Genomic DNA, 20,619 nt, shown 5'->3' with positions numbered 1-20,619 from the left:
CCCTACTCCCCACTCCCTACTCCCCACTCCCCACTCCCCACTCCCTTGATTGAGACAACTAACGGCTGGGTAGAGCAAACGCTCTGGTCGATGCCACCATCCTGGTGTATCAAGTAATGGATGATGGGGTTCAATCCCAGTAGCTAAATCACGAATTAATTTGGCGATCGCAGTTGGTCTAGGACGTGGCGAACGCAAATCAAATACGCCTGATTCGTAGTGGCCGACTGGGCGCGTGACTAAACTATTCCAATCGTAGCTACCTAGAAGCGCCCAAGCTGTAATCGCACGAATATCGACACCTTCATTTTGTAGTTCCTGAGCAGCATTCCACACCTCATAAAGCCAACGCAACTGCTCCTCACGGGTGCAATTGAGGTGAACTTCAGTGACAGCAAGGGGCAGTCTGTAGCGTTCCCATGCTTCTTGAAGTAATGTGTAGGGGCCTGCTATGCTTTCAGCACAAACTCTCACCGCATCCACATCTGCATACTTGTCCCACCCATTACCACCATGTGTCCAAGCTGGATAGTTTTCTGTATGCTCATCCAAAAAGCGATCGCTTGTCAAATAATGGTTAATGCCAATGATGTCCGGTGGACAATAAATATTTTGGCAAGCTTCTAAAAGTTCCGCCGCGCTGAGACCACAGTAGCGTAAGTAACCCCACATCGGATGAGTTGGAGTAATGTAACCACACAATAAATCCAAGCTCAACCAACGGCGTTCGTTTTCCAGTCCGGCTTGATATACTAACCGCAATGTACTGTAAGTCTTACCCAAATCCTCCGTTTGCACAAGTTGGGCATTGGGGTTAATTTCTCGAATTGCCTGCATTGAAAGTGCGATCGCTCGACATTGCCCTAACAAAGCACGGGCGAAAGTTAAATTGTCCCGTCCGTGGGGATACCAATGACCGTACATTCCACTAAATCGTGCTGTTGTCAGTGGCTCATTGATAGGAGTGTATTGTGTTACCCAAGGGTAGCGATCGGCAACCGCATGGGCAAACTCAGCTAATTTCTGGGGAAAATCTGGATCTATCAAACTCGTGTCACGGGTTCCGCTACCGTGATGTACTAATCCCACAATTGGACTTATACCAAGTTCACGTAACCGCCCCAATCGCTCATCTGCCCACGACCAGTCAGCATTTTCTAATCCATTGGGTGCGACTCTTTCCCACAGCACTGGGTAGCGGATTTTCTGTATACCCAGTTGAGCAAACAACTCTAGGTCATCCAAACGCCAAGCATGACCGTTGCGTTCTAACTGGTCAAAATACTCATCACCCACACGATTGACTGTACATTCCAGACCAGCCCAAATTTCCACCGGATATTTTGAATTGAAGACAAAAGTCATAACTTATACCAATTCGTAATTAATTGCCAATTAGGAATTGGGGATGGGACATAAGGCATAGAAAATTAAACCATGCTCCATGTCCTAAGCTGAAAAACATCCAGTTTGCATATTTAAATTACATTCAACTCTTGTGGGGGAGGGCAAAGATGCCCGCCGATGTTATGCAAGTTAAATGCTGATTAGCTTATGCCCCACTTCAACGAATCATCTTGCTACGTAAGTTTTGCTTACGCCTTAACCGCAATTTGTTTGTAAACAGACAAAGCCTGAGCCACACATTGATCCATGTTGTAATACTTGTAAGTCGCCAATCGTCCCACAAAATATATTCCGGGTGTAGCATCTGCTAACGCCTTATATTGCTTGTAAATCTCCTGATTCTCAGGACGTGGTACAGGATAATAAGGGTCGCCCTCTGCTTTGGGAAATTCGTAAACGACGCTAGTTTTAGAGTGTTCCTGTCCAGTCAAGTACTTAAACTCAGTTACACGGGTATAAAGGTGTTCATTAGGGTAGTTGATGACTGGCGCAGGTTGAAATACTTCGGTGTTGTGTGTTTCGTGCTTGAAATCCAGTGAGCGATAAGGTAACTTGCCATAGCGATAATCAAAAAACTCGTCAACTGGACCGGTGTAAACCATCTCACGGCAAGGTATGGCCTTTTCAATTTCTTGATAATCGGTATTCAGCATCACCTTGATGTTGGGGTGATTCAACATATTCTCAAACATCCGAGTGAAGCCGTGGAGTGGCATAGCTTGGTAACTATCGGTGAAATAGCGATTATCCCGATTGGTGCGGGTAGGAATTCTGGCAATTACTGATTTATCAAGTTCCGATGGATCTAGTCCCCATTGCTTACGGGTGTAACCCCGGAAAAACTTTTCATACAATACTCGACCAACTTGACTGACTACCACATCTTCTGAGGTGCGGATATATTCTATGGTTTCCGCAAGTGATTTGTAAAAATTCTCCACCTCAAAGGAATTGAGGTTCATACCATAAAGTTTGTTGATGGTGTCCAGATTGATGGGGATGGGAACCAGTTGTCCATCAACACTGGACAGGACGCGATGTTCATAAGCACGCCATTGGGTGAAGCGCGAAAGGTATTCAAAAACTTCGCGGGAGTTGGTGTGAAAGATATGCGGCCCGTATTTGTGGATCAGAATCCCATTTTCGTTGTAATGATCGTAGGCATTACCACCGATATGGTTACGCTTGTCTACAATCAGCACTTTTTTACCAGACTGAGTTGCTAAACGTTCCGCAATGACGCTACCAGAAAATCCCGCACCGACAATCAGGTAATCGAAGACAAAATCTCTGGTGATAATGTTGGGTGCTTGTTTACCATCATTCGCCGACGCGGAGCTTTTCGCACCATTAGAATCAATCTTATCTTCTTGGTTGGGGACAGAGATGGCACTCCGCGCAGTACCAGAGGCGATCGCCGAGTCTATAAGCTTGATCATTGATGCCAAAGTCCGATCCCAAGAAATCTTCTCCAAAAAGGTATCTACCCGATTCAGCCACCCTGATGCTGAATTATCTTCTTGCATTGCTTGTTCGGCGGCGGCGACAAACTCAGAAACTGTGTCTGCAATTCGCACCAACTTTGAGTCTCCGTAAGGACGGATTACATCTCGAATCGAAGTAGAAACTACGGGTTTGGCTGCGGCTAAATACTCTGGAGTTTTGGTAGGACTAATAAAACGGGTGGCTTCATTGCGCGCAAATGGCAGCATTGCCAAGTCCCATCCTGCCAAGTATGCAGGTAACTGTTTATAATCTCTACTACCGAGATAATGAATATTTTCATTTTGGGGCAGAATTGCCGGATCAACTTTCACCACTGGCCCAATCATCACCAAATGCCAGTCGGGACGCGCCTGGGCAATTCCCCGCAGCAGTTCAATGTCCATGCGTTCATCAATTACCCCAAAGAAACCGAGACGAGGATGGGGAATATGAGCTTGATCTGCTGGTTCTGCAATATTTCTGGCTTGGGCAAAGTGCGCTACATCTACACTGCTAGGAAAGGCATAAACATTTGGGTGCTGGTTAACTTTACTTTCGTAAAGGCTTTGCCCTCCTGTAAATACCAAGTCTGCACGGCGAAATAATTCCGCTTCGTATTGTTTTAACTTGGGTGATGCTCCTTTAAAGGCAGATAATTCATCCATGCAATCGTAGACGATCGCTTGGGGTTGCAAGTGATTTGTAAAGGCGATCGCCATTGGTGTGTAGTACCAACAAATATAGCTGCTGATGCTTTGTTCAGTAAACAATCCATCGATTAACACCTGTAAATCTGCGTTTATTCCTTCTTCACTTAAACCTTGTGGTAGATGTGGTACAACAACCACTACCCCGCTCTCATCTTGAGTAATATCTAGCCGTCCTAACGGATCATTGCTAAAAATCGGCTCTTCAATGCAATATACTCGCCTTCCTTGAGCAAAACGACTGAGTAGATGCTGTGGTCTTTGATAAACAAAATTCCACCGCAAATGGCATAGGCAAATTATATCAGGTGTATCTGTCAAAATTTTCACTTTTTGACGTTTTTTCGCGGCATGAGAAAAATTAGGTGATGATACATCTGAAGTTTGCCGTTCGGTTAAGTCTGATAGTTTTGTTTCACTCACTTTCGGTGATGTGATTTGATTGAATCTGTTACCTTTGATGTCAGATTTTCTTTGCGTCATATTTCAACTAACTAGATATAAGCTCTGAATTTAAGTAAAAACTTGTCAAAAACACCAACAAATCAAAAGATAAATATTTAACTATTCGCTGTATATTGCCATGTGGAAATTCCGAAATAATCTGCAATATAATTTGTAGGCATCCATGACATCCGTTAATAACTAACAATAGATAATAATTTTTATCTACACTTCCACTGAAGACTGAGCTTTATGTATGCCAAAAGAATTATTTTTATTTAAGATAAATCAAGTATAATAAACACGAAGCCAAAAAAGTTTGCCAAAGGTAAAGCTAGCCACTACAGACATCATCTCAGCTAGCCATTTTTTGTATTATACTTGACAATTAATCATTAAGCTTAAGCCTTTCATTTGAGGGAGGTAACTGTTAGTAATTTCTATTAACGTGCTGATTAATAGCACTATTAGCTAACAGTGGGTTACTTATGTTTAATTTTCTTAAGCAAATTAGCAGCTATACCAAACAAACATTGCTAGCAGGCCGATATATTGGTCAGGGGCTGTCTGTGACTTTCGACCATATGCGCCGCCGTCCAATTACTGTGCAATATCCTTACGAAAAGCTTATACCCTCAGAAAGATTTCGAGGGCGGATTCATTTTGAATTTGATAAGTGTATCTCTTGCGAAGTTTGCGTTCGCGTCTGCCCAATTAACCTCCCGGTAGTAGATTGGGAATTTAATCAAGAAGTCAAGAAAAAAGAACTTAAACATTACAGTATTGACTTTGGAGTTTGCATTTTCTGCGGTAATTGTGTGGAATTTTGTCCCACAAACTGTCTGTCATTTACTGAAGAATATGAACTTAGCGTTTATGAGCGCCATGAGTTGAACATGGACAATGTGGCGATGGGAAGATTACCTTACAAAGTAACCGCAGATGCAATGGTAACACCATTACGAGAATTAGTGTATTTGCCCAAAGGAATTTTAGATCCTCATGGCGTTCCTGATGATGCACATCGAGCAGGTCTGTTGCCATCGGAGATTTTAGAGGCAGATATAGAAGATGTTAATGAAACTAATTAATTAGAAATAACAGCTAATAGCAGTCAAAATCATGACACAAGCACAAGTACAAGAAACTGCTAATCTTGATGTTCACTCTGAAAAACCAACAATCAGAAATTGGCGGGAATATTTTAGTTTCAGCACTGACCATAAAGTTATTGGTATTCAATACTTGGTCACAAGTTTTGTTTTTTATCTATTTGGTGGTGCATTAGCTACTGTGATTCGTAGTGAACTAGCAACGCCAGAGACAGACTTAGTTAGCCCGGAATTTTATAGCGGTTTATTTACCCTCCACGGAACTGTAATGATTTTTCTGTGGATTATCCCGGCGGGGACGGGGGGATTTGGTAACTTTTTAATCCCTCTATTAATTGGGGCGCGAGATATGGCTTTTCCGCGATTGAATGCGATCGCCTTTTGGCTAGTCCCCCCAGCTGGTCTTTTGCTACTAGCGAGTTTCTTTTTTGACCCCCCCCAGGCAGGCTGGACATCTTATCCACCCTTAAGTTTGGTGATGGCTCAAGCAGGTGAAGCCATGTGGATTCTCAGTTTGCTTTTATTAGGAACTTCCTCAATTTTGGCAGGGCTAAATTTTTTAGTAACTATCCTGAAAATGCGAACACCAGGAATGGGTTTACATCAAATGCCTCTATTTTGTTGGGCGATGTTAGGAACTTCTGGATTAACGCTGTTAGCAACCCCTGTACTGGCTGCGGCGCTGATTTTACTCACTTTTGACCTTTTAGCGGGTACGACATTCTTCAACCCCACAGGAGGCGGTGATCCTGTAGTTTACCAACATATGTTCTGGTTCTATTCACACCCAGCCGTGTATATCATGATTCTCCCAGTCCAAGGGATGATCTCAGAAATCCTACCAGTTCACGCCCGCAAGCCAATTTTTGGTTATCTCGCCGTTGCTTATTCCAGTATTGCGATCGCCTGTTTATCTCTGATTGTCTGGGCGCACCATATGTTTACTACCGGGACACCAGGGTGGGTGCGAATGTTTTTCATGATCACCACCATGATTATTGCTGTACCCACAGGAATTAAGGTATTTAGCTGGTTAGGAACCCTCTGGGGAGGCAAAATCCACTTTCGGTCTGCCATGCTATTTGCAATGGGTTTGATATCTGTGTTTGTTATTGGTGGAATTAGCGGTGTGATGACAGCTGCGGTTCCCTTCGATATTCACGTTCATGACACCTATTTCATTGTGGCTCATCTGCACTACGTTTTATTTGGTGGTAGTGTCTTCGGTTTATATGCCGGTATTTATCATTGGTTTCCCAAAATGACCGGGCGAATGCTAGATGAAACCTTGGGAAAAATTCACTTTGTACTCACCTATATTGGCTTCAACCTGGCATTTTTCCCCATGCATGAATTGGGGATGCAAGGGATGAGAAGGCGAATCGCTGTGTATGATCCGAAATTTGCCGACCTCAATCTGATTTGTTCCATCGGTGCAGTGTTACTGGCAATTTCTACCCTACCTTTCTTGATTAATGTTTGCCATAGCTGGCTATACGGTGAAAAAGCACCTGATAACCCTTGGCGAGCTTTGACTTTGGAATGGATGACCACTTCACCACCACCACCAGAAAACTTTAAAACTCAACCTGTTTTAACAGTACATCCCTATCATTACGGCGTGCGTCCATCTGAAGCCAACGGTTTCTCTGATCAAGAAAATCCCTTGTTAACTGCTGATTCCAACTCTGTTTTAGATGCCGAATCTGATCACAGCCAGAACCGTGAGCAAGAATCGTCTACATAGGAAAGTGATCTCAATGAATTTATTACCTGAGAACTTGGCGAAAAAATTTATTCATCTGATGGGAATTGTGGGAGTTAGTGCTACGATGGCGATCGCCGGAGGCGGGGCTTTGCCCATCGCCATTACTGGCTATGGCCAGATTAATCAAAGAGCGAGCGCCCACACAATACCCAATAGTTCTATCACTTTGGAAACTAAAATTGCCCAAGCTAGGCTGAGTGAAATTGACAGGGTGTATGTGCAAGAAGCAGCTCAAGCAGGAATGGCAGAAGTTGAAATGGCAAAGCTGGCACTAGAAAAATCAAACAACGATAACGTCAGACAGTATGCCCAGCAAATGATACAAGACCATACACCTGCGAACAAAGAATTAATGCAGTTGGCTCAACAGAAGGGAATTACTCCACCCACTGATGTGGGTCCTAAATATCAAGCCATAATAACGCAACTATCACAATTATCTGGTGCAAATTTTGACCAAGCATACAGAAATGAAGCCGGGATGAACGGGCATATGGAAAACTTAGTCATCCACACTCGTCAGTTACAAATTGGTCAAGACCCAGACTTGCAAGCCTTTGCTACCAAAAATATTCCCATTGTAGAGAGACACTTGCAATTGGTCGATGAATTATTAATGCAACCCACTCAGCAATAAACAAAAGTTCTTTTATGTCCAGAATTGAAACCAGAACCGAACCCATGACAATTAACATGGGGCCACATCATCCTGCAATGCACGGTGTTTTAAGATTAATTGTCACATTGGATGGAGAAGATGTCATTGACTGTGAACCAGTGATTGGCTACCTGCACCGAGGAATGGAAAAAATTGCTGAAAATCGCACCACTATTATGTATGTCCCCTACGTTAGCCGTTGGGACTATGCCGAGGGAATGTTTAATGAAGCCGTCACAGTTAACGCTGTAGAACAGTTGGCGAATATCTCCATTCCTAAACGCGCCAGCTACATCCGCGTCATCATGTTAGAACTCAATCGAATTGCCAACCATTTGTTATGGTTTGGGCCATTTGCCGCAGATTTAGGCGCTCAAACTCCCTTTTTCTATATATTCAGAGAACGGGAGATGATTTATGACCTTTGGGAAGCAGCTTCAGGCTACCGTATGGTTAATAACAACTACTTCCGCGTTGGAGGTTTGGCTGTGGATGTACCCTACGGCTGGGTCGATAAGTGCCAAGAATTTTGTGATTACATATTGCCCAAGATAGATGAGTATGAGCGTTTATTGAGCGATAACCCCATTTTTCGCCGTCGGGTGGAAGGAGTTGGCATCATTGACCGAGACGAAGCAATTAACTGGGGACTTTCCGGCCCTATGTTGCGCGGTTCTGGGGTGAATTGGGACTTACGAAAAGTTGACCATTACGAATGCTACGACGATTTTGATTGGGATGTTTGTTGGGAAACTGGCGGTGATATCCTAGCGCGTTACTTTGTGCGGATGCGGGAAATGCGGGAGTCCGTGAAGATTCTCCAGCAAGCACTCAAAGGACTTCCCGGTGGCCCTTACGAAAGTTTAGAAGCTAAACGCATAGCAGCAGGAAAGAAATCAGAATGGGATCAGTTTGATTATCAGTATATTGGCAAGAAGGTTTCCCCTACTTTAAAAATTCCCACTGGAGAAATTTATGCCCGTGTTGAAAGTGGTAAAGGCGAGTTAGGCATTTATTTAATTGGAGACAATAACGTTTTTCCCTGGCGCTGGAAAATCCGCCCGGCTGATTTCGTTAACTTGCAAATCTTACCGCACCTACTCAAAGGGGTGAAAGTTGCCGATATTATGGCAATTTTGGGTAGCATCGATATCATTATGGGTTCAGTTGATCGCTAGAGTTTGGAAGTGGGGAATTTTCAGTTTATTGTAAGATATCCCCACGCCCAACTATTCATTTTCTATTCTCTTTCTAACAGTTTGCAGTGCTGGCGGAATTGCTGTTCCCATTGCTTCTGTCAATTGCTGAGGTGGCTTTTGGAGAGCAGGCGATCGCAAATATTCACCCGTCAGAATTCGAGATCCCACCTTCATATTATGGGTAGTACTGTAGAAGCGATGGGTTTGTTTAAAACTATCCCGTTCTTGAATTGATTCATTAGCTATTTTTTTACGCAGCTTGATAATAGCATCCATGATTGCTTCTGGGCGAGGAGGACAACCCGGAATGTAAACATCTATAGGTAAAATTTTATCAGCCCCTCGAATAGCAGTAGGAGAATCGGCGCTGAACATACCGCCAGTAATCATGCAAGCTCCCATTGCAATCACGTACTTTGGTTCTGGCATTTGCTCATATAGCCGCATTGTCGGTTGTGACATTTTCATATTCAGAGTGCCTGCCAAAATGATTAAATCAGCTTGACGCGGACTGCCACGGGGAAGTAAACCAAATCTGTCAAAATCGAACCGTGAACCAATTAAGGCAGCAAATTCGATAAAACAGCAAGCGGTTCCATACAAAAGCGGATATAAACTAGAAAGTCTAGCCCAATTATAAACATCATCTAATGTTGTTAAGATGATATTCTCTGAGAGTTGATTAGTCACGTCATAACTAATCGGAGCCATGATTTTCTCTTTATCCCAGGAGTTATGGTCATTAGGCTCATTTCTATTCATGTCTTATTGACCTAAATTAATTGCCACGGAAAATTTTGATTTTCCTCTAAGGTATAAATTAGAATTGTTAATCACTTCCATCTATAGTTATAAATATAAATAAAGATGAAATTCCTGAGAAATAATCACAAATTAGGATAGTAAGATAAAAATTGGTGGGATATTTTATTATTCACGAACAAAAAACAACATATATCGTAGCTTTTTAAATCTTTGAACTGCAACGCTCATGCAGATGTGCAAGTGAATCTGACAATAAGCTAATACACATCTACGCACCCCATTGTTAAAAGTTAATTTTTCCGTAATTGGTCAGAAATGCTAGGTATAACTAAGTTGCTAAAATCTCCCTCAACTCTGTCCTGTTCAGAAACAGATTGGTAAAAATTGTTAGGTGCATCTTCAGATTTCGGCTCATTACTACGTTGCAGATTAAAACCGATGAGCAGTAATAGTGAATCTACTAAGGATGGGGAAAACCTTTGTAGTAAATCCAACACTTTGGCTGCATCTCCAACCAATAAGTCACGAGTGGGATGTTCTGCTGCATGAAGGATGGCATCAGCTACAAGCTTAGGATCATAGTAGGGCGGTATCCCGGAAGGTTTAACACCTAACTTGGTGCGGGCGTTGTTCCAAAAAGGTGTATTAATCACTGCTGGTTTCACACTTGTCACACTGATGGGGATTTTTTCATGTTGCAGCTCGACACGCATAGCTTCAACAAAGCCCTCTATACCATGTTTAGCTGCGGAATAAGCACTTTGGTATGGGAACGATCGCCTACCCTCAATGGAAGATATATGAATCAACGCTCCTCGCCCTTCACGCTTGAGATGAGGTAACGCCACCATAGCACCGTATACTTGCCCCATGAGGTTAACGTTAATGATGCGCTGAAACTCCTCTGGTGTGACATCTTCAAATAACGCGAATAAGGAAATAGCCGGCAGATGTACCCAAGTATCAAGTCGCCCGTATACCTCTACAGTATGATCAGCGATCGCCTTAACTTGCTCAAATACTTGCACATCGGCCACAATAAAAGTGGCTTCACCTCCAAAGCCACGAATTTCCTCCACTAAAGACTGAAGTTTCGACTCACCACGAGCTGAAACAACCACTTTTGCCCCCCGTTTCGCAAATTCCAGAGCTGTTAAACGTCCGATACCGCTAGAAGCACCAACAACCGCTACAACCTGTTGATTAATTGGCTTGAGTTGCATAGACATTACTCCTGAAAATAAATTATTTCTAGTACCCCATTACAAATGACCAGGAAGAAACTGTTTTAAAGCGTCGGCAAATAATTTGGGCTGCTCAACTTGGGGTAAGTGGCCGCAACTGGGTATTAAAGCCAGATGTCCTTGCTGTAGACGGCTGACTGCATCTTGAGCTTGGTTATATGGTATAACCAGGTCATTCACACCCCACACAACTAAAGTGGGCATTTGTACCTGTGGTAAAGATTCGAGGACTAAATTCTGCTGTCCTAATACATAGATTTGAGAACGTAGCATAGATAAATTGGCTTCCAAAAAGCCAGGAAGTAGCCCCATTCGTTCCTGTTCTGCTAGCCATTTAGCGGGAACTTCCCAGGGATTAGCAAACAGTAAAGCTGCCCGTGACCAAGCTCTTTGCTTTGCGCCTAGAGGTGTTTTACACCATGCGATCGCTAACTCACCGTACAAAGGTAAAGTTAAACTGGACAGGATAGGATTAACCACTTGACCAAATCCCATACTATCTACCAATATCAATGCTGGTACTTGTTCAGGGTTTGACAGCGCAAAGCGTAGAGCAATCAAACCACCCAAAGAATTGCCCACGAGTACAGCCCTTGGGATTTCTAGAATCTGGAGAAAATCACGCAAAAACTGTGTCAAAAAATCTATCGAATAATCGCGCCGGGGTTTAGCACTATCGCCAGCACCTGGAAAGTCTAGGGCTAAGACACGATGCCTAGTTCCGATATCTTCTAGTACCCAAGACCAATCCGCAGCACTATCACCGACTCCGTGTAACAGCACCAACGGCGGATCATTATTACCCGCAGTCAAGTAGCGAGTAGTTAGTCCACTTACTTCTATGTGCCGTTCTTCAAACCCTATATTCACAGTTACTCCCACTACTATAGAATTTTTTATTTATTAGGAACTGGGAAATAATTCTTTTTATTCTCACCCGATCAAGTATGATGAGCGCCGTTGACTCGTACAACTGTTCCAGTCACATAACTACTAGCTACTGGCGAAAGTAGAAACGCCACAGCCCAAGCAACTTCCTCCGGTTTGCCAAACCGAGACAAAGGAATCTCAGACAAAATTTTCTGCTTCACCTTCTCAGGAATTGATTTGAGCATATCAGTCTGAATAAACCCTGGTGCTACAGCATTAGCTCGCACGTTGTAACGCGCCGCCTCTAGAGCTAGAGATTTAGTGAAACCAATCGTTCCGGCTTTGGATGCTGCGTAGTTTGTCTGACCTAAATTTCCGCGTTCACCAGAAATTGAAGTGATACAGACAACAGCACCTGAACGCTGTGCATACATCTTGGGGATAATTGGTTTGAGGGTGTTGTAAACTCCTTTGAGGTTAGTGTCAATCACTGCATCCCAGTCCGCCGTTGTTAGTTTGGGAAAAAAATTGTCTTGGGTAATTCCCGCATTAGCAACAATTCCATCAATTGCGCCAAGTTTCTCTTCAACGTGTGCTGCTACTGCTGCCATACTTGCTTCATCGGTAACATCGGCTTTGATTGCCAAACTCCCCATTTGGGGATTGTCATCGCTGCGGTACGTGTAAGCCACTTTGGTTCCTAAATCCAAGAGCAGATTAACGATCGCAGCTCCAATTCCCCGATTACCACCAGTGACTAAAACGACTTGATCTTCTAATCCTAAAGATACTTTCATCTCAGTCTCTCCAATGCGATCGCTGTACCGCCACCAGTACCATGACAAACTGCGGCCAATCCTAACTGCCCATTTTGCTGTTGTAAGGCGTTGAGCAGTGTGACTAAAATTCGCGCTCCCGAAGCGCCAATGGGATGACCTAAAGCAATCGCGCCTCCATAGACATTTAATTTCTCGTAAGGCACACCCAACTCCCGATTAAACAAGATATTGCTCAGAGCAAAAGCCTCGTTATTTTCAAACAAATCAAAGTCGTAGATTTGCATTTTCAATTTGTCTAAAAGCTTGTTAACTGCCAGAATGGGAATTTCGGGAAATCGCCAAGCTTCACCTCCTGTCCAAACTCCGCCAATCAATCATGCTAAGGGATTCAGTTGATAGCGTTCTACTGCTGTTTGACTTGCTAAAACTAAAGCTGCGGCTCCATCGGATATCTGACTGCTATTACCAGATGTAAACACGCCATCTGCTCTGAAAGTAGGTTTAAGTCCAGCCAAACTTTCTAGAGTAGTTGCGGGGCGAATCCCTTCATCTTTATCCACAAGTTGTAGACCTTTTTTACCTGGGATTTCAATGGGTACAATCTCCGGCTCAAACAAACCTTGCTCCGTAGCTTGGGCGGCTCTGGTTTGTGAAAATAAAGCGACTTCATCCAACTCACTCCGCGAAATTTGATAAGTTGTTGCTAGCCTTTCTGCTTGTTCTCCCATCGTTTCCCCAGTCATGGGATCTGTGAGTCCATCATTGACTAAAACATCAGTCAATTGTTCTGGTGAACCCAGCAAGGATTTGTAACCCCATCTCCCTCGGTGCGATAGCAAAAATCCACTTTGAGACATAGATTCCATACCCCCAACCAGTACCATGTCTGCTTCACCAGAGCGAATTGCTGTTACACCGTTGATGGCGCTCATCATTCCCGACGAACACACCATATCCACTGCATACCCGTTCACCTGGGGGGGAATTCCTGCCTTGAAAGCGGCTTGACGAGGCAATGATTGTCCATGACCGGCTCTGAGGACATTGCCAAAAATGTATAAGTCTAAAGCTGCTGCTGATACTCCGGCTGTTTCTAAGGCTGCACCCATAGCGATCGCGCCTAAGTCTACTGGAGATAAATCCGCCAGAATACCGCCAAATTTACCCAATGGTGTGCGTACTGCTGAGACAATATAAGTTTCTTCCATACTCCTCATGATTTTGGGGAATTAAAAATGGAAAATAATCAAATTAGCCTGATTTATTAAATTAATTACTATTGATTGTTCCAGGAAAAATGTTTTAATTTATTTTTTCTCATAGTAGTATTCATTGATTTTAAATTTTCAAACACAACTTCTTTAATCACGCACTTAGTCTTAATTTAAGGTAAAGCTAATATCAATAAATCATTCTTGAGAAGTATATAAAATTTTATTCATGCTTTTAGGAATAATTTAAAATAAATGTAAAACTTAGCAGCGAGTCAGGAGTAATACGATGGATGCTTTTAAAATATTTGAAACTTTTTTTACGCAATTTAACGAAATCCAGAAAATAGGACTCAATAATTGGGAATCTGTTATGTCAACCATGCAAAATATGAGAATATCAAATATTCATGAGACTTTTGACAAAACGGTGGAATTACAAGAGGATTTAATCAAAAGTTCCTTGGAATTTCAAGAAAAAATTAGCCATTTTTCTCTTGATACCCAAAGAAAGGTCTGGGACAGTTATTTTAAAATGCTTCGGAGGTCTTAGTGAAAATTTAAATATCAATGATGAATAAAACTAATTAAACTATTCTAGATTGAAGACGAAAACACCCAGAGTCTTAGATCCCCGATTTTTTTAAGAAGTCGGGGATTTTTAGGTTTTCACGTCCGCACTTTCAACCAATTCATAATTGCTGATGGTAGGTCTTTTTGGACTTTGCTACTGACATACATTCCAATATGTCCGACTGGGAACGATCGCACTGTATAATCAACACTGGCAATATATTTTTCTAACGCTAAAGATGATGCCGGCAGAACTAGATGATCCTGCTCGGCGTAAATGTTTAAAATCGGGATGTGGATATTTCCTAAATCTACTTGCTTGTTACCAATTTTGACCTGACCTTTAATCAGTTTATTTCCTTGGTAAAAGTCCTTCATGAACTGTCGAAAAGCCTCTCCAGCTTGATCCGGATTGTCAAAGATCCACTTTTCCATGCGTAAAAAGTTGAGCAGTTTATCCTCACACTCAAGGATATCCAACAGGTCAATATACTTCTGGATACCTAACTGAAAAGGCTTCAACATGATGAAGACGAAGTTGAGGAAGTTACCAGGAATGTTACCTAAAGTATCTACCATCAAATCCACATCCAGCGCCTGTGACCCCAAACTGCTACCACTCCAAACATTCAAAAGACCTTCATGAATATGAAAATCCACTGGTGTTACCATCGTAATCAGGTTTTTCACCTTTTCTGGGTAAAGGGAAGTGTAGCAAAGGCTGAAAGTTCCTCCCTGACAAATCCCCAATAAATTAATCTCATCCAAATTATGGCGATCGCGAATCACGTCTACACAGTTATTCAGATAGCCATTAATGTATTTATCCAGAGTTAGCCAGCGATCGCCTTCACTAGGATAACCCCAATCAATCAAGTAAACATCTATACCTAAATTTAGTAAATGAGCCACAAGCGATCGCCCTGATTGTAAATCTACAATGTCAGGACGATTGACTAAGCCATAAACTATGAGCATAGGAATATTTAAAGATGAAGGCTGTAGAGGCGTAAAGCGGTATAACACCAGCTTGTCTTCCTGGTAAACCTCTGTTTTCGGTGTTACCCCAACCTGAATTTTATCTTTGTACAAATAGTTAAAGATATTAATCAAATTGATTTTGGTAAGTAGTTCCAGAATCTGGACAATTTCTTTTGATAGTTGTGGTTGATGTGGTAAATAATTGACGACTGTGTTCAGGAATTTACCTTGGAGTAAAATCGCATCTTCTAAACGCAATTTATAGGCAAATTCCCGGTCAAAAACCCTACTCCAAATTTGGATAAACTGCCGCCAATCCTCCAAACTTTCAACTTTTATTTGGCTATATCTTAACTCTTGGTGTAATTCTGCAAATGTTCCCGTCCAAATATCGGACAGCAATAACTGATAATCAAAACCTGCTTTAAGCAAGTTCATCCAGCTATCAATACTCTTAAACATTGGAGTTAGGCAAATTTCCTTGCTGTTCAGGGTTAGGGATATCTGGATGATTCAAGAGGTTGACTGCACCTTTTTCGGATGTCTGCTCATCTGTAACATCAGTTTTCATGTCAGTGGAAACTCCAGCAGTTTTGGAATCACCTGTGGACTGAGCTTGTGTAAAGTTGGTGGCGATGGGAAAATTAGTCGGATCTGCCTGGGGTTCTTGTTCGCCTGCTACTGCTTGTGCATCCAACATTGCGCTTCCTGCAACATTAGTGGGTGTATGAGGTTGAGCTTCCTGGGATGCAACAACAGATTGATCTGGGTTGATGGCTGGATCTGATACAGAAGGTTTGTTCTCGTTCATGTTTTTATCCTCCAATCAAGTTCACTTAATTAAGTAGGTAGGCACAAATGAACCTAACTATGTAACAAAATGTAAAGTTCTCAAAACCCTTGCGATTGCTTCACTCCACTACGCTCCGTTCGCAATGACATACCTTGAAATTTTTCCGCCTACCTACTTACAAAAATAAGACTGTTATTATTAACTCGATTTCTGCTAAATGAATGGAAGCATATAAATAAAATTTATAAAAAAAACCCCATCAGGTAAAATTAACGGGGTTTTGTGTCTGCTCAAAATTGGGTACTGCAAGAATTAACTAAATATCTATTACTAATAACATCTTTTTATCTCCATTTTTTCCTCTGCCTATAGAGCAGTTATATGTAACTTTTATAAGTTATAAACTATACAAATAGAGTATCGGCTCACATTATTCGACAGGGCAAACGCATCTAAATATAACGCACATCTTATCCCTACCATGCCCAACTCCCGACTACTGCCTAGACAAAAGCAAGCTTTAGAGGCATTTCTGAAAACTAATGAACCCACTCCACTGTTAATAGAGCGAGTTGGAGGACGCAAACAAACCAAGTATAAACCTGCTCATTTACCTTGCAACACAATACTTGAAAGCATTTTTACAGATCACAAAGGCTGTAATCGCAACAAATTCGCTGATATTTGGTTACTCAATGGTACTGTCAAATCCTTGTCTGTGGAAGGGGCAGCTATCTTGCAAGCGTTCCCGGCTTGGTATGAATTCCCTTTGGAAGCTGCTACGGTTGGGTCAGTTATCGGGTATTCCGTGCCTCCTAGTTTTGCAAGTCAAATATTTAACAATGCACAACGACAATTATTTGGAGTAATGTCTTAAAGATTGCAGTTATCTCTCAACTTGCACCAACAAAAATTGATGTAATTTAATCACACAGTTTAATTTCAAAACCCTTGATTTCCAGATAAAATACCATAAAAACCAGGTATTCTAGTAAGTAATTCTCTCACCACTGGGATCACTGGGATCACTGCGATCGCTTGACCATAAAAATAAGCTATTGTCTCCAGGTCTGCGCGCCATCGCTAAGAAGATGTGCTGCATTCAAGCTCAATCAAGCTCAAAATTTTTTCTTCCAAATCGGTCAAGTAAGGGCGATTGACTTCCCCAAGGTGTTTAAGGACAGCATCAGCAGCTTTTTCTAAGTTGCCACTCTGACGCAATTTGTTGATCCGCGTACTCAATGATTGCATTTGCTCACACTCCTGCTCCAAATAATTCATCGGCTTTAAATGATCCATTCTCACGGTATACTCTCCATCCCAAGCCATAACAGTACAACTAAACTCATTAACTGCGGTGACTATGCACCAACACCCACCCTTGCCTCTGAGATCAGGATTATCCTTCACAATAATTTGGCACACTTCACCTAATTGGTAGGTGTTTGGTACTTTGGTGCGTTCCATAATGCGTTCTACCACATCTTTGACCACCCTCCCACTGGGAGCTTTGCCACCAGCTTCTTGTACTGCTGCTTGCCATATCTCTTGCTGCTGCTGAGGTTCTAGTTTTGTCAAGGGTCTAACTTGACGTTCACTAGTAGGTAGAATTTGTAAACCATTGGTTGTCAAATCCTCAACCAATGAATTTTGACAACCAATGGTTGTCAAATTGTCGAAAACATCAGCCGCCGCAATCAAGTAATTTGATTTCTGCCGACTATGCCCAAAGCGATCGCGGCAATAATCCTCGAAGGTTTTGTGAGTTGAGCGATATAATCGGCGATCGCGCAATTGAGCCAGCGCCTTCCCCGCTTCATAAAAAGCCCTTTCCACACGGCGCTCTAGATACAAACGCTCATGTTCTTCTTCGGGGGTCAACTCGTCAATTTCAGTCAGTTGATCCGTAGTCTCTACTGAAAGCATTTCCTGAAGCATACTTTACTGGCTCCAATTAGGTATGAAAAAATTTGTGGTCAAATCAATTCCAGGTGCATGAGGTAAAAAGAAGCAGGGGAGCAGGGGGCAGGGAGCAAGGGGGAAAACTGAGACGGAGCTTGTACAAGTCCCAGTAAGAGCGCCTTAGAAGGGCGGGGCTTGTACCCATGTTCCGCTCCGCTTCACGGCTACTGGGCAGGGATTGCTCCCCCTGCTCCCTGCCCAGTAGCCTCTTCGGTCAATATTCTCCAACGTGATATTTATCCTTCCATAGGCAACACCGCTTCAGATAGCCACTGGTAGAATTCTGGAACTGCGGCCTCGACTTGCCGCAATTCATCTAGAGCGATCGCTTCCAATTCCAGCACCGTCTCCCACCGCCAAATCTCATTCCAGGGCTTGAGAATATTTTTAATCGCGTCTATGCCCTGCTTGATACCAGAGCGAAGTATTTCCACACGATGAAGTAGGGTAGAGCGGTCAGTTGGCGGTGGCTCTTGCCCCGTAGTATCCCCCCCCTCCTTTAAGGGGTTCCCTATAGCATTATGGGGGGGGGTGGATACCGGGGATTGATTGGTGTTAAACTCATACTGGAATTGGGCTTGAGCTTTTTGATCACGTTTGTTTTGACGATGAGCCATTACTGCCTGAGCAAATTCCAATTCCGATTTTGATAACGAGTAAATTTTTACTTGTTGACCGCGTGGCCCCTGCTTGCGGCAGGACAACTTTAGCCCCAGCTGCTCAAGTAAAGTGGCCAGCAGCCAGATCGGTTCAGACTCACTGGGGACAGTAAAGCCAAGAATGGCTTTGATATGAGCAGCGCAATCGTTAGCGATCGCTCTCATGCTGAGTAAGTTTGGATCTGTGGACTTAACTTCTTCGCCGGCAATTAAACGCTGGAGAATGTGATGCAAACCCAAATTAAATCTTGCCAACCACTTTGCGGAGTAGTTGCCCCAGTCGATACACAAAGGTAAATTGTCCCGTTCGGTACGGTCTTTGGTGGTAACAATTGTGGGTGGGGTAGGGTATTGCCTCCCAGTTTTGGGGTCAACAATTGTGTCGTCTGGTTCTAATAAAATTGCTTCAAGAGAGGCGATCGCTCTGATTAATCTACCGCCTTCATCTTTTTCCACTAATTCCGGGGTGACATCCATACCGTAGGAATCCTGAATGCGAAACTTTTCACATTCAAAAATTTCTTCGGGTTTGAGGTAATCTTTACTTTGACGGGCGCGGTACTCACTAGCTGAAATATTACGAGCCTTGGCAACAGCCGAGTGATAGGCAGTGTCCAAAGCTGCGGCAGCTTTTTTCAACTGCTCGGTGGCTTTGGGATCATCGTCACTGCCGACAGATATAAAGGTATTACCCATTTCGGTGAGGAGCGATCGCAAATCATCTCGTAGGTTATTGATAGATTGACTGCGGTTGGCTTGAATTTGACAGTAAGCTTCCAGCGCCCAATCTTTCTCCGCGCCCCGCTTTCCAGTTTCACGGTCAATTCGCAAGAGAAACGCAGTCATTTCATTGGTTTGCAGCAGTCGTTCTTTAATCTTGGTGGCGTTAGTATCTTTGTAGCCAAAGGGAGGGCGAGGGGCTACCCAAACGTGAAACGGGACTTTGGGACGATAGCGGTACAGCTGTTGGGCGCATTCGGTAGCAGTTTGGCTGACACCGTGAAATACACCAAACACTAAATCGAAATGATACTGGGAGATATCTACACCAGTTCCCAAGCTGGGGGACGTGAACAAGGCATCGAGGGATTTAACAGCGTTGGTGATATCTTTAATGAAAGCGATATTTTCTTCACTGCCAGAGTTATCCGAGTGGATAGACCAGATTTTGAAGGGTGTAGAAGACTCGTCAGAGTTAGAAGATTCTTCAACCTTAACTAACAAAGATTTTTCCAGTTTCTTAATGAAACGTTTCGAGTCAGAAACCACCATGATTTTCTGTCCGGCCATCAGCGCCGCCGAGATTTGGGCGACTAGGGCGCTGGAACTATGACCTTCATACCAGTAAATAGTGCGATCGCCATTTCTCCACTCGTTTTTGACAATGTAAGGAATTTCTCCCTCTGGTCGCATGGCGCGGAAAAAATCCACTGTCAGGTCATCCATGTGAGCGTCAGCGATTACCACCAGTGGGGCATTGTATACTATATATTCCAGTACCTCCAGTATGGCGGCGCGATGTTCTTTGCAAGTCTTACTGTGCAGTAGATGAACTAAGTATTGGCAAGCCTCATCAATAAATACGCAGCCGTAGGTTAAAGCTTGTGTATTCAGTTTATGTAAGCTGTCAATGGTGATACTAAGGGCTGTAGCTTTAGTTAACCCCACATAGCCAAGTTCTGAATACATTGCCGTCTGCAAGCGTTCGGCTAGATTTTTCAGGAGGTTGACACGATGCCCGTTGTTGAGGAATCGCGTATTTGGGTTTTGGTCACGCCACCAGCGCATGAGTTCAGTTTTTCCCGTACCCATGTCACTCCACAACACCACCAGCCCTGATTTGGGAAAGCGGAAAGAAGCCGGGGGGCAGGGAGCAGGCTTGCCGTGAGCGTAGCCGTTAGCGAAGCTTCCCGAAGGGTACGGGAGCGGGGGGGAGTTGGAAATTACTTTATACAGAGGGTTGTTTAACGACCCTTCCTGTTCTCCCCTGCCCCCTGCCCCC

General features: G+C 43.2%; 18 protein-coding genes. 6 read left to right on the top strand and 12 right to left on the bottom strand.

The features are described 5' to 3' along the window. Both AACX33_RS25415 and glf read right to left on the bottom strand, forming a co-directional pair. Positions 1 to 1,365 (bottom strand): family 1 glycosylhydrolase (locus AACX33_RS25415; RefSeq protein WP_227789353.1); only part of this gene is annotated, 1,365 nt, incomplete at its 3' end. Between the two features lie 230 nt (positions 1,366 to 1,595). Then, positions 1,596 to 4,082: a UDP-galactopyranose mutase gene (glf, locus tag AACX33_RS25410; protein WP_227789352.1), complete on the bottom strand. Its 2,487-nt coding sequence runs from the start codon at positions 4,080 to 4,082 to the stop codon at positions 1,596 to 1,598. 449 nt (positions 4,083 to 4,531) lie between these two features. Here glf and ndhI point away from each other — a divergent pair, with 449 nt between their 5' ends. Genes ndhI through AACX33_RS25390 form a run of 4 tightly spaced genes read left to right on the top strand, consistent with a single transcriptional unit; the run spans position 4,532 to position 8,759 of the window. Next, positions 4,532 to 5,134, top strand: a complete 603-nt coding sequence (ndhI, locus tag AACX33_RS25405; RefSeq protein WP_227789351.1) for an NAD(P)H-quinone oxidoreductase subunit I — start codon at positions 4,532 to 4,534, stop codon at positions 5,132 to 5,134. 31 nt (positions 5,135 to 5,165) lie between these two features. Continuing rightward, a complete protein-coding gene (gene ctaD, locus AACX33_RS25400; RefSeq protein ID WP_227789350.1) occupies positions 5,166 to 6,902 on the top strand; it encodes a cytochrome c oxidase subunit I in 1,737 nt (578 codons plus the stop codon). Positions 6,903 to 6,915: 13 nt separating this feature from the next. Next, a complete protein-coding gene (locus AACX33_RS25395; RefSeq protein ID WP_227789349.1) occupies positions 6,916 to 7,560 on the top strand; it encodes a DUF4142 domain-containing protein in 645 nt (214 codons plus the stop codon). Between the two features lie 14 nt (positions 7,561 to 7,574). Beyond that, positions 7,575 to 8,759: an NAD(P)H-quinone oxidoreductase subunit H gene (locus AACX33_RS25390; protein WP_227789348.1), complete on the top strand. Its 1,185-nt coding sequence runs from the start codon at positions 7,575 to 7,577 to the stop codon at positions 8,757 to 8,759. A 51-nt stretch (positions 8,760 to 8,810) separates the two neighbouring features. Here AACX33_RS25390 and nuoB read toward each other — a convergent pair whose 3' ends face one another. The 6 genes from nuoB to AACX33_RS25360 all read right to left on the bottom strand — a co-directional run bounded on the left by nuoB (position 8,811) and on the right by AACX33_RS25360 (position 13,646). Continuing rightward, entirely contained in the window at positions 8,811 to 9,542 is a 732-nt protein-coding gene (nuoB, locus tag AACX33_RS25385) for an NADH-quinone oxidoreductase subunit NuoB (RefSeq protein ID WP_275973781.1), read from the bottom strand. A 293-nt stretch (positions 9,543 to 9,835) separates the two neighbouring features. Then, positions 9,836 to 10,768: an SDR family oxidoreductase gene (locus tag AACX33_RS25380; RefSeq protein WP_227789347.1), complete on the bottom strand. Its 933-nt coding sequence runs from the start codon at positions 10,766 to 10,768 to the stop codon at positions 9,836 to 9,838. A 39-nt stretch (positions 10,769 to 10,807) separates the two neighbouring features. Continuing rightward, the gene (locus tag AACX33_RS25375; RefSeq protein WP_227789346.1) at positions 10,808 to 11,659 is read right to left on the bottom strand and encodes an alpha/beta fold hydrolase; all 852 of its coding nucleotides are present in this window, start codon (positions 11,657 to 11,659) and stop codon (positions 10,808 to 10,810) included. A gap of 71 nt (positions 11,660 to 11,730) precedes the next feature. Continuing rightward, on the bottom strand, positions 11,731 to 12,456 hold the full coding sequence (fabG, locus tag AACX33_RS25370; RefSeq protein ID WP_227789345.1) for a 3-oxoacyl-ACP reductase FabG: 726 nt from the start codon (positions 12,454 to 12,456) through the stop codon (positions 11,731 to 11,733). After that, on the bottom strand, positions 12,453 to 12,812 hold the full coding sequence (locus AACX33_RS25365; RefSeq protein WP_227789344.1) for a hypothetical protein: 360 nt from the start codon (positions 12,810 to 12,812) through the stop codon (positions 12,453 to 12,455). Before AACX33_RS25365 ends, fabG begins: the two co-directional genes overlap by 4 nt. Then, complete coding sequence (locus AACX33_RS25360; RefSeq protein WP_227789343.1) at positions 12,813 to 13,646, bottom strand: thiolase family protein; 834 nt, start codon at positions 13,644 to 13,646, stop codon at positions 12,813 to 12,815. A 292-nt stretch (positions 13,647 to 13,938) separates the two neighbouring features. On the opposite strand from AACX33_RS25360, the gene AACX33_RS25355 reads away from it, so the two are divergent. Further along, entirely contained in the window at positions 13,939 to 14,202 is a 264-nt protein-coding gene (locus tag AACX33_RS25355; RefSeq protein WP_227789342.1) for a hypothetical protein, read from the top strand. 116 nt (positions 14,203 to 14,318) lie between these two features. On the opposite strand, the gene phaC is transcribed toward AACX33_RS25355, so the two are convergent. Both phaC and AACX33_RS25345 read right to left on the bottom strand, forming a co-directional pair. Then, positions 14,319 to 15,665, bottom strand: a complete 1,347-nt coding sequence (phaC, locus tag AACX33_RS25350) for a class III poly(R)-hydroxyalkanoic acid synthase subunit PhaC (RefSeq protein WP_265338681.1) — start codon at positions 15,663 to 15,665, stop codon at positions 14,319 to 14,321. Next, positions 15,658 to 16,014 (bottom strand): hypothetical protein, encoded by a 357-nt coding sequence (locus AACX33_RS25345; protein ID WP_227789340.1) that lies wholly within the window; start codon positions 16,012 to 16,014, stop codon positions 15,658 to 15,660. The genes phaC and AACX33_RS25345 overlap by 8 nt, the downstream gene beginning before the upstream one ends. 463 nt (positions 16,015 to 16,477) lie before the next feature. Between AACX33_RS25345 and AACX33_RS25340 the strand changes: the two genes are divergently transcribed. Continuing rightward, positions 16,478 to 16,873 carry a DNA cytosine methyltransferase gene (locus tag AACX33_RS25340; protein WP_227789339.1) on the top strand — a complete coding sequence of 132 codons (396 nt, stop codon included), beginning with the start codon at positions 16,478 to 16,480 and terminating at the stop codon, positions 16,871 to 16,873. A 206-nt stretch (positions 16,874 to 17,079) separates the two neighbouring features. On the opposite strand, the gene AACX33_RS25335 is transcribed toward AACX33_RS25340, so the two are convergent. Both AACX33_RS25335 and AACX33_RS25330 read right to left on the bottom strand, forming a co-directional pair. After that, entirely contained in the window at positions 17,080 to 17,934 is an 855-nt protein-coding gene (locus AACX33_RS25335; RefSeq protein ID WP_227789338.1) for a hypothetical protein, read from the bottom strand. A 260-nt stretch (positions 17,935 to 18,194) separates the two neighbouring features. Then, the coding region (locus AACX33_RS25330) for a plasmid replication protein, CyRepA1 family (RefSeq protein WP_227789337.1) at positions 18,195 to 20,619 on the bottom strand (2,425 nt) is incomplete at its 5' end.

The sequence above is a fragment of the Nodularia sp. LEGE 04288 genome, from assembly GCF_963896525.1.
Taxonomy (GTDB): domain Bacteria; phylum Cyanobacteriota; class Cyanobacteriia; order Cyanobacteriales; family Nostocaceae; genus Nodularia.
This window is presented reverse-complemented; position numbering and strand designations above follow the sequence as displayed.

Coding starts and splice junctions, on each gene's coding strand:
- nuoB (WP_275973781.1), bottom strand. CDS start 9,542: ATGAATAGAAATGAGCCTAATGACCATAACTCCTGGGATAAAGAGAAA.
- fabG (WP_227789345.1), bottom strand. CDS start 12,456: ATGAAAGTATCTTTAGGATTAGAAGATCAAGTCGTTTTAGTCACTGGT.
- ctaD (WP_227789350.1), top strand. CDS start 5,166: ATGACACAAGCACAAGTACAAGAAACTGCTAATCTTGATGTTCACTCT.
- AACX33_RS25390 (WP_227789348.1), top strand. CDS start 7,575: ATGTCCAGAATTGAAACCAGAACCGAACCCATGACAATTAACATGGGG.
- AACX33_RS25335 (WP_227789338.1), bottom strand. CDS start 17,934: ATGCTTCAGGAAATGCTTTCAGTAGAGACTACGGATCAACTGACTGAA.
- glf (WP_227789352.1), bottom strand. CDS start 4,082: ATGACGCAAAGAAAATCTGACATCAAAGGTAACAGATTCAATCAAATC.
- phaC (WP_265338681.1), bottom strand. CDS start 15,665: ATGTTTAAGAGTATTGATAGCTGGATGAACTTGCTTAAAGCAGGTTTT.
- AACX33_RS25355 (WP_227789342.1), top strand. CDS start 13,939: ATGGATGCTTTTAAAATATTTGAAACTTTTTTTACGCAATTTAACGAA.
- AACX33_RS25380 (WP_227789347.1), bottom strand. CDS start 10,768: ATGCAACTCAAGCCAATTAATCAACAGGTTGTAGCGGTTGTTGGTGCT.
- AACX33_RS25395 (WP_227789349.1), top strand. CDS start 6,916: ATGAATTTATTACCTGAGAACTTGGCGAAAAAATTTATTCATCTGATG.
- AACX33_RS25340 (WP_227789339.1), top strand. CDS start 16,478: ATGCCCAACTCCCGACTACTGCCTAGACAAAAGCAAGCTTTAGAGGCA.
- AACX33_RS25360 (WP_227789343.1), bottom strand. CDS start 13,646: ATGGAAGAAACTTATATTGTCTCAGCAGTACGCACACCATTGGGTAAA.
- AACX33_RS25345 (WP_227789340.1), bottom strand. CDS start 16,014: ATGAACGAGAACAAACCTTCTGTATCAGATCCAGCCATCAACCCAGAT.
- ndhI (WP_227789351.1), top strand. CDS start 4,532: ATGTTTAATTTTCTTAAGCAAATTAGCAGCTATACCAAACAAACATTG.